The 11,281-nt window shown below is 76.5% G+C and carries 8 protein-coding genes and 1 pseudogene; 5 read left to right on the forward strand and 4 right to left on the reverse strand.

The window, feature by feature from the left end:
- Nucleotides 1–11: 11 nt before the first annotated feature.
- Nucleotides 12–941 carry a S66 peptidase family protein gene (locus FHX75_RS30450; RefSeq protein WP_154944027.1) on the reverse strand — a complete coding sequence of 310 codons (930 nt, stop codon included), beginning with the start codon at nt 939–941 and terminating at the stop codon, nt 12–14.
- Between the two features lie 78 nt (nt 942–1,019).
- Here FHX75_RS30450 and FHX75_RS30455 point away from each other — a divergent pair, with 78 nt between their 5' ends.
- The gene (locus tag FHX75_RS30455) at nt 1,020–1,787 is read left to right on the forward strand and encodes a type 1 glutamine amidotransferase (RefSeq protein ID WP_154944028.1); all 768 of its coding nucleotides are present in this window, start codon (nt 1,020–1,022) and stop codon (nt 1,785–1,787) included.
- 1 nt (nt 1,788) lies between these two features.
- Entirely contained in the window at nt 1,789–4,803 is a 3,015-nt protein-coding gene (locus FHX75_RS30460; protein ID WP_154944029.1) for a bifunctional [glutamine synthetase] adenylyltransferase/[glutamine synthetase]-adenylyl-L-tyrosine phosphorylase, read from the forward strand.
- Nucleotides 4,804–4,809: 6 nt separating this feature from the next.
- Here the strand turns inward: FHX75_RS30460 and FHX75_RS32320 are convergent, their stop codons facing one another.
- Nucleotides 4,810–5,433, reverse strand: coding sequence for a class I SAM-dependent methyltransferase (locus FHX75_RS32320; RefSeq protein ID WP_425463552.1), 624 nt, complete (start codon nt 5,431–5,433; stop codon nt 4,810–4,812).
- Nucleotides 5,434–5,439: 6 nt separating this feature from the next.
- A pseudogene (locus tag FHX75_RS32325) lies at nt 5,440–6,456 on the reverse strand (NAD(P)/FAD-dependent oxidoreductase); the annotation flags it as partial.
- Nucleotides 6,457–6,542: 86 nt separating this feature from the next.
- Here FHX75_RS32325 and FHX75_RS30470 point away from each other — a divergent pair.
- Entirely contained in the window at nt 6,543–7,166 is a 624-nt protein-coding gene (locus FHX75_RS30470; protein WP_425463550.1) for a helix-turn-helix domain-containing protein, read from the forward strand.
- A 268-nt stretch (nt 7,167–7,434) separates the two neighbouring features.
- On the opposite strand, the gene FHX75_RS30475 is transcribed toward FHX75_RS30470, so the two are convergent.
- Complete coding sequence (locus FHX75_RS30475; RefSeq protein ID WP_154944031.1) at nt 7,435–9,027, reverse strand: hypothetical protein; 1,593 nt, start codon at nt 9,025–9,027, stop codon at nt 7,435–7,437.
- Nucleotides 9,028–9,071: 44 nt separating this feature from the next.
- Here FHX75_RS30475 and mptB (FHX75_RS30480) point away from each other — a divergent pair, with 44 nt between their 5' ends.
- Nucleotides 9,072–10,472: a polyprenol phosphomannose-dependent alpha 1,6 mannosyltransferase MptB gene (gene mptB, locus FHX75_RS30480; RefSeq protein WP_211364645.1), complete on the forward strand. Its 1,401-nt coding sequence runs from the start codon at nt 9,072–9,074 to the stop codon at nt 10,470–10,472.
- Between the two features lie 14 nt (nt 10,473–10,486).
- Nucleotides 10,487–11,281, forward strand: a 795-nt coding sequence (gene mptB / locus FHX75_RS30485) for a polyprenol phosphomannose-dependent alpha 1,6 mannosyltransferase MptB (protein WP_425463551.1), incomplete at its 3' end; no start/stop codon positions are given.

The raw sequence follows: 11,281 nt of genomic DNA on the forward strand, positions 1-11,281 counted from the left end.
GCCGGGATGGGTCAGCGGACGGCGGGGGAGACGGTCAGGGTGCCGGCGTCGGCGTCGAGGGTGGCCCGGGTGCCGACCGGGACGGTGAGCTGGCCGACGCCGTGCCCGACCGGGAGGCCGCCGAGGACCGGGACGCCGAGATCGCCCAGGCATTCGGTGAGCACGTCGGTGACCGTGGTGTCCCAGCCGTCGGCGCACTCGGTGAACTGGCCGACCGCCACCCCGGCCACGCCGTCCAGCACGCCCGCCCGGCGCAGGTGGGTCAGCATCCGGTCGACCTTGTACGGCGGCTCCTGCACCTCCTCGATCAGCAGCACCGCGTCGGTCAGGTCGGGCATGTCCGGGGTGCCGATGGAGGCGGTGATCAGGCAGAGGTTGCCGCCGAGCAGCGGACCGACCGCCCGGCCGGGCACCCGGACGGCGAAGGTCTCCTCGTCCGGCGTGGCGGCGACGGTCACCGGCTCGGTGGTCATCAGCGCGGCGTGCAGCGACTCCGCCGAGCGCAGCGGGAGGCGCTCGTCCAGCCAGGCCGCGCCGGGGCCGTGCACGCCGGCCAGCCGGGCGCCCCGCCAGAGCGCGAACTGCAACGCGGTGATGTCCGAGAAGCCGGCGACCACCTTCGGGTCCCGCCGTACGGCGGCCATGTCGAGCAGGTCGACCACCCGCTGCGCGCCGTAACCGCCCCGGGTGCAGATCACCCCGCGCACCTCGGGGTCGGCGAAGGCGGTGTTCAGGTCGGCGGCGCGCAGCGTGTCGTCACCGGCCAGGTAGCCCCGCCGGGCGTACGCGTTCGGCGCCAGCACGGGGCGCAGCCCCCAACCGGTCAGCAGCTCGACGCCCCGGGCCACCCGTTCGGGCCGGGTCGGCCCGGACGGCGACACGAGCATCACCGTGTCACCGGGGCGCAGGACCGGCGGGCGCAGGCATTCGTCGGTGATCACAGCGGCAGAGCCTAGTCGGCGCGGTGGGCGGCCGAGCCGTTCCGGGCCGGCGGCGGCGCACCCGCTAGCCTCGACACCGTGGCGACCGCGCTGGTGATCGAGAACGACCCGACCGACGACCTCCGCCGGCTGGGGGAGTGGCTGACCGAGGGGGGCCTCGACCTGCGGGTGCTCCGCCCGCACGCCGGCGACGCGCTCCCCGCCGACTTGGAGGGGTACGCCGCGCTGGTGGTGCTCGGCGGCGAGCAGCAGGCGTACCCGCTGCCCGACGGCAGCCCCGGCGCGCCCTGGTTCCCGGCGCTGGAGGGGCTGCTGCGCAAGGCGGTCCGGTACCGGGTGCCGACCCTCGGCGTCTGCCTCGGCGGGCAGCTGCTGGCCACCGCGCACGCCGGCCTGGTCGAGCGGAGCCCGTCCGGGCCGGAGGTCGGCCCCGGCGTGGTCGGCAAGCGGGACGCCGCCGACGCCGATCCGCTGTTCCGGTACGTGCCGCTGATCCCGGACGTGCTCCAGTGGCACACCGACGAGATCACCGAGCTGCCCCGGGGCGCCACCCTGCTGGCCGCCTCGACCCGCTACCCGCACCAGGCGTTCCGCCTCGGGGACCGGGCCTGGGGGCTGCAGTTCCACATCGAGTGCGACACCGCGATGATCGCCGACTGGGCCCGCGACTCCGACCTGCTGGCCGAGCTGGGCTACGACCCGGAGCTGGTGGTGGCCGCCTGCGACCGGGTGATGGCCGACGTGGAGGAGGTCTGGCAGCCGTTCGCCGTCCGCTTCGCCGCGCTGGCCCTCGGCGAGCTGGGCGACGACCCCACTCGGCGAAGCCTGCCGCTGCTCGGGCAGTGAGATGACCAGACCGGCCAGGGGACGGCTCGCCCGGTACGGCTTCGGCGCCGCGCAGTCCGACGGCGGCTCCCGCGCGGCCGACCTGCTCGGCCCGGACGGTCTCGGGCTGTGGCGCGTCGAGGAGCAGGAGCCGGTCGACGAACGGGCCGCCGAGCTGCTGGCCGCGCTCTCCCGGGCCGCCGACCCGGACCTGGCCCTGCGCCAGCTGCACCGGCTGGTCGAGTCGGAGCGCCGGAGCGTCGACCCGCCCGCCCTGCTCGACGCGGTGCACGCCGACCCGGGGCTGCGGCGCCGGCTGGTCGCCGTGCTCGGCGCCTCGTCGGCGCTCGGCGACCACCTGGTCGCCAACCCGGAGCAGTGGACGGTGCTGGCCACCGCACCGGACGGGCTCGCCCCCACCGCCGACGGCCGGCTGGACCTCGCCGCCGCCGGGCGGCTGACCGCCGCCACCGCGCCGGTGGCGGTGCTGCGGCAGGCGTACCGGTTGGCGTTGCTGCGGATCGCGGCGGCCGACCTGACCGGCGGGCGCGGCCTGGAGCAGACCATGGCCGCGCTCTCCGCGCTGGCCGACGCGACCCTGGCGGCGGCGTACGAGATCGCCGTCGACGAACTGCCCGCGGGCACGCCCCGGCCCCGGCTCGCGGTGGTGGCGATGGGCAAGTGCGGCGGCGACGAGTTGAACTACGTCTCCGACGTCGACGTCATCTTCGTGGCCGCCGACGACGCGGACCTGAGCGTCGCCACCACGGTCGCCGCCCGGCTGATCGGCGTCTGCGGGCTGGTCGCCTGGCCGGTGGACGCCGCGCTGCGCCCCGAGGGCAACCGGGGACCGCTGGTGCGCACCCTCGCCAGCCATCTGGCCTACTACCAGCGCTGGGCCCGGACCTGGGAGTTCCAGGCCCTGCTCAAGGCCCGGCCGGCCGCCGGCGACCTGGCCCTCGCGCGGGAGTGGATCGAGGCGCTCGCCCCGCTGGTCTGGACCGCCGCCGAGCGGCCCGAGGCGGTCTCCGACGTCCGGTCCATGCGCCGCAAGATCATCGACAACATCCCGCCGAAGGAGCTGGAACGCGAGATCAAGCGCGGGCCGGGCGGGCTGCGCGACATCGAGTTCGCCGTCCAGTTGCTGCAACTGGTGCACGGCCGCGGCGACGAGTCGTTGCGGGTGCCCGGCACCATCCCGGCGCTGCGCGCGCTCGTCACCGGCGGCTACGTCGGCCGCGCCGACGGCGAGGCGCTGCTGCGCGGGTACCGCTTCCTGCGCGCCGTCGAGCACCGGCTCCAGCTCCAGGGCCTGCGCCGGACCCACACCGTGCCGACCGATCCGGCCGCGCTGCGCTGGCTCGCCGCCGCGCTCGGCTACACCGCCACGCCGGGCCGCAGCGCCGTGGAGAGCTTCCGCGCCGAGTGGGTCGCCCACGCCACCGAGGTACGCCGGCTGCACGCCAAGCTGCTCTACCGGCCGCTGCTCGAGTCGGTGGCCCGGGTACCCGCCGACGGGCTGCGGCTCACCCCGGAGGCGGCCCGGCACCGGCTGGAGATCCTCGGCTTCGCCGACCCGGCCGGGGCGCTGCGCCACCTCCAGGCCCTCACCGGCGGGGTCAGCCGCACCGCCGCCATCCAGCGGACCCTGCTGCCGGTGCTGCTCAGCGAGTTCGCCGACGCCCCCGAGCCGGACCGGGGCCTGCTCAACTACCGGCAGGTCTCCGACAAGCTCGGCAGCACCCCGTGGTACCTGCGGCTGCTGCGCGACTCCGGCCCGGTGGCCCGCCGGCTGGCCCGGGTGCTCTCCTCCTCCCGGTACGCCGCCGACCTGCTGGCCCGGGAGCCCGAGGCGCTGCGCCTGCTGGCGGAGGAGAGCGAGCTGGCCCCGCGTACCCGGGAGGTGCTCTGTGACGGCTTCGCCGCCGCCGCGGGCCGGTACGCCGACCCGGAGCAGGCGATCCGGGCAGTACGCGCGCTGCGCCGTCGGGAGCTGGTCCGGATCGCCTGCGCCGACCTGCTGAGCCGGGCCGGCGGGCTCGCCCCGCGCCCGGAGCGGGGCTCGGAGGCCGCCGCGCCCCTGGCCGACGTCACCGGGGTCGGCACCGCGCTCTCCGACGTCACCGACGCCACGCTCACCGCCGCGCTGCGCACCGCGCGAGCCGCCAAGCCGGGGCCCCCCGGACTGCGGTTCGCCGTGATCGGCATGGGCCGGCTCGGCGGGTACGAGTCGAACTACCTCTCCGACGCCGACGTGCTCTTCGTCTACGACCAGCCGGCCGGGGCGGACGAGCAGGCGGCCAGCGCCGCCGCCCACAACGTCGCCGAGGAGCTGCGCCGACTGCTCGGCGTGCCCGCCCCCGACCCGCCGCTCGGCGTCGACGCCGACCTGCGCCCCGAGGGCCGGCAAGGTCCGCTGGTGCGCAGCCTCGCCGCCTACGCGCAGTACTACGCCCGCTGGTCGAAGGTGTGGGAGGCGCAGGCGCTGCTGCGCGCCCGGTTCGTCTGCGGCGACGCCGACCTGGGCGCCGAGTTCGAGGCGCTGATCGACCCGGTCCGCTGGCCGGCCGACGGGCTGAGCCGCGAGCAGGTGGTGGAGATCCGCCGGATCAAGGCCCGGGTGGAGAACGAGCGGCTGCCCCGGGGCGCCGACCCGGCCACCCACACCAAGCTGGGGCGGGGTGGCCTGGCCGACGTCGAGTGGGCGGTGCAGCTGCTCCAGCTCCGGCACGCCGGGGCGTACCCGCGACTGCGGGGCACCCGGACCCTCGACGCGCTGGCGGCGGCCCGGGACGCCGGCCTGGTCGACCCGGCGGACGCCGCCGGGATGGCCGCCGGCTGGACGCTCGCCGCGCAGGTCCGCAACGCGCTCATGCTGGTCCGTGGCCGCGCCGGCGACCAGCTGCCCCGGCACGGCGTGGAGCTGGCCGGGGTCGTCCGGCTGCTCGGCCGCGACGACCCCGGCGAGTTCCTCGACGAGTACCTGCGCACCGCCCGGCGGTCCCGGGCGGCCATGGAGCGGGTGCTGGAGGCCTGAGCGCCGTCAGCGGCGGCGGACCAGCACCAGGTGGTCGACCAGGGTGGCCGGCTGCCCGTCCGGGTCGGTGACCGCGCGCCGGGGCGCGTCCAACCGCTCGGTCCGCCACCCGTCCGGGTCCAGGTGGAGTTCGGCCAGCGTCTCCTCCGGGGTGGGGAAGCGCACGTCCGGGTGGGCCAGTCGGGACCACGGCGGGACCTCGCCGTGCTCGACGATCAGCAGCCGGCCTCCGGGCGCCACCGCCCGCGCCGCCGCCCGGAGCACCTCGGCCCGGGGAAACTCCAGCGGCGACTGGAGGAACTGCGCGGAGACCAGGTCGAACACCCCCTCCGGGAAGGTGCGGGTCAGGTCGTGCCGCTGGAAGTCGATCCGGGCCGCCACCCCGGCCGTGGCCGCCTCGGCCGCCGCCCGCTCCAGGGCGGTGGTGGAGACGTCCACCGCGGTCACCTGCCAGCCGTGACCGGCCAGCCAGATCGCGTCGGCGCCCTCGCCGCAGCCGAGGTCCAGCGCGGTGCCCGCCGGCAGCGGGTCGACGATGTCGACCAGGTGCGGGTTGGCCCGCCCGCTCCAGATCCGCTCCCGCCGCTGGTAGAGCTCGTCCCAGTGCCGCGCCGTCTCGGCGTCCACCACGTCCGCGCCGGTGCCGGCGACGGCGTCCGCGCCGGTCCCGGCCTCGGTGTTCGCACCGGCGCGCAGCGCGGTGACCGCCCGGTCAGTCTCCTCGGCGATCAGGTCGGCGTTGAGCGCCGCGCCGGCCTTCACCCCCGCCGCCGCGGCGGCGATCACGGTGGCCTGCGGGTCGGTCACGTTGCCGGCCACCCAGACCCCCGGCACGACGGTCGCGCCGCTGGCGTCGGCGGCGACGTGGTCGCCGAAGACGTGCCCGCCGACGACGAACTCGCTGGTCGTCAGGCCGAGCCCGGCCAGCAGATCGGCCCGCGCGGCGAACCGGGGCCCGACCACCAGCGCCTGCCGGGCGACCAGCTCCCCGGAGCGCAGCCGTACGCCGGTGAGCCGGTCGTCGGTCACCTTCAGCCCCGTCACCTCGCCCTCGACCACCCGTACGCCGCGGGCGGCGAGCTGCTCGGCCTGCTCCGGGGTCAGCGGCGGGCCGGTGTGCGTGAACACCACCACGTCGTCGGTGAGCTGGCGGAACAGCAGCGCGTGATGGGTGGTCATCGGCCCGGTGGCCAGCACGCCCACGGCCTGGTCCCGCACCTCCCAGCCGTGGCAGTACGGGCAGTGCAGCACGTCCCGGCCCCAGCGTTCGGCCAGCCCCGGGATCGCGGGCAGCTCGTCGACCAACCCCGTGGTGACCAGCAGCCGCCGCGCCCGCACCAGCTCTCCGTCGGCCAGCTCCACCTCGAACCGGGCCCGATCGTTCCCCTCGACCCGGTGCGCCTTGGTGACCGTGCCGTCGACGACCTCGACGCCGTACCTGGCGACCTCGGCCCGGCCGGTCGCGTACAGGTCGGCGGGGGCGACGCCCTCGCTGGTGAGGTAGTTGTGCACGTGCCCGGCGGGGGCGTTGCGCGGCGCCCCGCCGTCGATCACCAGCACCGACCGGCGGGACCGGCCCAGGGTGAGCGCACCGCTGAGCCCCGCCGCGCCGCCGCCGACCACCACCACGTCGTAGATCCGGTGCTCATGCATCCTCGTTCCCCCTCCGGGCGGGTCCGTTCCGCCCACGCCCCGGATCGTCCGCGCTACTTCCCAGGACGACAAGTATCGTTGCTGAGATGGCAAACGAACGGATGGCGGACGACACCGCGGCCCCGGACGAGGTGCTGACGGCGGTCGGGCCGCGCCTGCGGGCCCTGCGCCAGCAGCGTGCCGTGACGCTGGCCCAGCTCTCCGCCGCCACCGGCATCTCGGTGAGCACCCTGTCCCGGCTGGAGTCCGGTGGCCGCCGGCCCACCCTGGAGCTGCTGCTCCCGCTGGCCCGGTTCCACCGGGTGCCGCTCGACGACCTGGTCGGCGCGCCGGAGACCGGAGACCCCCGGGTCCGGCTCCGGTCGGTGGACCGCAACGGGGTCACCATCGTGCCGCTGACCCGCCGTCCCGGCGGGGTGCAGGCCTACAAGATGATCTACCCACCCGGCGGGCGGCCGGGGGAGCCCGAGCAGCAGGTGCACGAGGGGTACGAGTGGCTCTACGTGCTCTCCGGGCGGTGCCGGCTGCTGCTCGGCAGCCACGAGCTGACCCTGGAGGCGGGAGAGGTCGCCGAGTTCGACACCCGTACGCCGCACTGGTTCGGCAACCCGTACGACCGCCCGCTGGAGATCCTCAGCCTCTTCGGGCCGCAGGGGGAGCGGCTGCACGTCCGCGCCCGCCCCTCCCCGGTACGCCGCGACGTCGGCTGACCGGCCTGGCCCGTCCTGGCCGGGCCGGCGGTGACGTCCTGTAGAGCTGATGACGCAAACGAGTCAGCCGACCTTCGCCGCCGCCCTACGCATCCGGTGCCAGCGCCGTGAATCGTCTACGACATCAGCTCGAAAAGGGCGGGCAGGCAAACGAGTCAGCGGGCCTTCCGCCCTACGGGTCCGGTGCCAGCGCCGGTGATTCGTCTACGACATCAGCTCGACAGGGCGCGCAGAAGACGTCCGGCAGCGCCCGCCGGCCGGCGGAACGTCACCCGCTCAGGGTGTAGGTGCCGGCGCGCGGCACGGTGACCGTCGTCCAGTCCCCGTCGGCGGCGACGGTGGCGCCGCCGGAGGCGGTCAGCCAGCGGGTGTGCCACACCCGGACCGGGACCGTGCCGGCGGCGGACGTGCGAAAGGTCAGCGAGGCCCCGTCCTGCCCGACGAACTTGCCGGGAGCGCCCACGATCGGCGTCGGGTCGGCCACCGCGTAGAGCCGCCACCGTCCGCCCGACCAGACCTCCGTCAGGTACGGCAGGCCGGCGGAGACCAGCTCGGCCTCGGCCCGGCCGACCCAGGACAGCGGCGCGTCGGGCACCGCCACGTACTGCACGGCGAACTCGTCGAGCCAGGCCCGATAGGTCTCGGCGGTCAGCGGCACGCCCGTGCCGGCGGCCCCCGGCACGCTGCTGAAGAAGAGCGGGTTGCGGGCGATGTCCGCCTGCCGCAGCCAGCCCCGGGCCAGCGGCACCTCGCCGAGCCGGGCGGCCTCCCAGTAGTTGCGGGTCGGCGGGACCTCCACCCGTCCCGTGAGCCCGCGCCGGGCCAGTTCGACCCGCAGCGGCGCGAAGAACGACCGGGCGGCGGTCGGGTCGTCGACGCTGCGCAGGTCGGCGGCGACCACCGGCGGCTGCCACGTGCAGACCGCGGCCAGCAGCACGGCCAGCGCCACCCCACCGGCCGCCCGGCCCCACCGGGCCACGCCGCTCGCCAGCCGGGCGGTCAGCCAGCGGGGCGGCCGGGCGGCGGCGGCCAGCACCGGCAGCGCGAACATCACCGCCAGCCGGGTGGCGTTCAACCCGACCGGGGTGTGCACCAGCGCCGCCGCCAGCACCCCCGCCGCCGACAGCAGCGCCCCCACCCGCACCGGCCGGTACGCCACCAGCGCCGCCACCAGCAGACTGGTCAGCACCGCCCGCAGCGTGTCGGTACGGCTGATGTTCATCCAGCCGCCCTCGCCGAAGAGCAGCCCGGTCACCCCCAGCGGCAGCGCGGCGGCGACGCCGAGCAGCAGGCCGTCGGCGTACCGGCGGGTGAGCAGCAGCGCCGCGCCGGCCAGGCCGACGAAGAGACCGGCGACGGGACTGGTCGCCGAGGCCAGCAGCGCGCCGGCCGCGACCAGGACGGGGCGCGCCCAGCGGCGGCTCGGCGGGCCGTGCGTCGGCAGGGTCAGCGCCAGCAGCGCGGCCAGCCCGAACGCCACGCCGAGCGCGTAGGTGACCCGGCCGGAGACCAGGTTGCCGGTGATGGTGAGCACCCCGACCAGGCTGCCGAGCAGGGGCCGGGGCACCGGCGTGCGCACCAGCAGCGCCGCGAACGCGGTGGCCGCGGCGACCAGGGCGAGGACCCCGGTGACGGGCACCCCGAGGGTGGCCATCAGCGGCGGCGTGACCAGGCTGTAGCCGAGCGGGTGGATGCCGGCGTACCAGCGCAGGTCCACCAGGGCGGTGCCGTGCGCGGCGAAGAAGTCGGCCCGGGCCACCTGGGCGGAGAGGTCCGAACCCATCGGCGGCAGGGCCAGCCACACCGCGCCGGCCACGGCGGCGCAGCCGGCGGAGAGCCCCACCACCCTGCTGCGCCGCATGCCCACCTCCGGTCCGCGACCACCGTACTGGCAGCATGTCGGACGTGCCTCACCACCTCTCGCGCTGGATCGGCCTGGCCGGCTCGACGCTGCTCGCCGTCGCCGCGTACCTCGGTGGCGCGCTGCCGGACTCCCCGCTGCGCCCCACCCCGGTCAGCATCTGGCAGGGCCGGCACGGGCCGCTGGTCATCGGCCTCTGGCTGGTCGGCACCACGCTGATGGCGTGGGCCTGGTGGTCGCTGCGCGACCGGGTGCCGTCCGCCCGCTGGGCGCTGGTCACCGCCGGGCTCTGGCTGGTCCCGCTGCTGGTCGCGCCGCCGCTGGGCAGCCGGGACGTCTACGCGTACGCCTGCCAGGGCGCGAGCTACGCGGCCGGGATCAGCCCGTACGAGCAGGGCGTCTCCGCGCTGCCCTGCCCGTGGTTGGACACCATCTCGTACATCTGGCGGGACACCCCCGCGCCGTACGGGCCGCTGTTCGTCATGATCTCCGGCGCAATCGTCAAGGCCACCGGCTCGCTCACCGCCGCCGCCGCGCTGTTCCGGCTGCTGGCGCTGGCCGGGGTGGCGCTGACCGCCTGGTGCCTGCCGGTGCTGGCCCGCCGCTGCGGGGTTCCGGTGCCGCGGGCGCTCTGGCTGGCGCTGGCGTCCCCCCTGGTCGGCGTGCACCTGATCTCCGGCGCGCACAACGACGCGCTGATGGTCGGCCTGATGGTCGCCGGGCTGGCGGTGGTGGCGTCCCGACCCGGTCGCCGCTGGGCGCTGCTGGCCGGGGGAGTGCTGCTCGGGCTCGCCGCCGCCGTGAAGATCACCGCGTTGGTGGTGGTGCCGTTCGCCGCGCTGGCCGCGATGGCCGGGCCGTACCGGATCCGGACGCTGATCTCCGACGGCGGCCCGGTGGTCGGCGGGGCGCTCGCCGCGACGGTAGCAGCGACCTTCGCGTCGGGCCTGGGCTTCGGCTGGATCAGCGGGCTGGAGCAGGGGAGCCTGGTGATCGCCTGGACCTCGCCGTCCACCGCGGTCGGGCAGACCGTCGGGTACGTCGCGGCGCTCTTCGGCGCGCACGTCGACGCGCTGCCGGTGACCAGGGCGATCGGCGTGCTGGTGCTCGCCGTGCTGCTGGTGTGGCTGTGGTGGCGGGCCCGTACCCGGGACCCGCTCTGGCATGCCGGGCTGGCACTGGCCGCCACGGTGGCCCTGTCCCCGCTCTTCCACCCCTGGTACTGGATCTGGCCGCTGACCGTGCTGGCCGCTACCGCGCGGCGTACCGGATGGTTCTCGCTGGTCGCGCTGGTGTCGTCGTTCCTGGTCCTGGCCGACGGCACCGGCCTGGCCCGGTTCACCAAGATGCCCGGTGCGCCGCTGATGACGCTGTTGGTGATCGTGGTGGTCGTCCGGTTGGTACGGTCGGCTCGGGCGGCCCGCCGGCCGGCCCCCGCGGACTGAGGAGAGGTTTGCCGGTGACCGACGCCGGGCCAGCGCCCGCCGGCCGGGCCCGGCTCGCCCGGTACGCCGGCCTGGTTGGCGCGGTGCTGCTCGCCGTCGCCGGGTGGCTGGGCGGGGCGCTGCCCGACATCCCGCCGGCCGGCCCTTGGCGCGCCGGAGACGCCCCCTGGGCGCTGGGCTGCTGGCTGCTCGGCGCGGCGCTGCTGGTCGGGGCCTGGTGGTCGCTGCGCCGGGGCGCCCCGTCGACCCGGTGGGCGTATCTGACCGCCGGGCTGTGGCTGGTCCCGCTGCTGGCGGCACCGCCGTTGGGCAGCCGGGACGTCTACTCGTACGCCTGCCAGGGCTGGGCGTACGCCGCCGGCCACGACCCGTACGAGGTGGGGGTGGCGGCGGCCGGCTGCCCCTGGGTCGAGTCGGTCGCGCCGATCTGGCGGGACACTCCCGCGCCGTACGGCCCGTTCTTCGTGCTGCTCGCCGCGCTGGCCGCGACCCTCGGCGGCGGCCTGGTCGGCACCGTCGTGCTGCTGCGGCTCGTCGCGCTGGCCGGGGTGCTGCTGGCCGCCCTCTGCCTGCCCGGGCTGGCCCGGGCCGCCGGGGTGCCCGCCGCCCGGGCGGCCTGGCTGGCGCTGGCCTGCCCACTGGTCGGGGTGCACCTGGTGGCCGGGGCGCACAACGACGCGGTGATGCTCGGGCTGCTCTTGCTCGGGCTGCTGGTGCTGGTCCGGCTGCCCGGCAAGCCGAAGGCGCTGCTGGCCGCCGGGGTGCTGCTGGGCCTGGCGGTGACGGTGAAGGCCACCGCCGTGGTGGTG

Origin of the sequence: Micromonospora palomenae (assembly GCF_007829925.1) — a bacterium.
Lineage (GTDB): Bacteria > Actinomycetota > Actinomycetes > Mycobacteriales > Micromonosporaceae > Micromonospora > Micromonospora purpureochromogenes.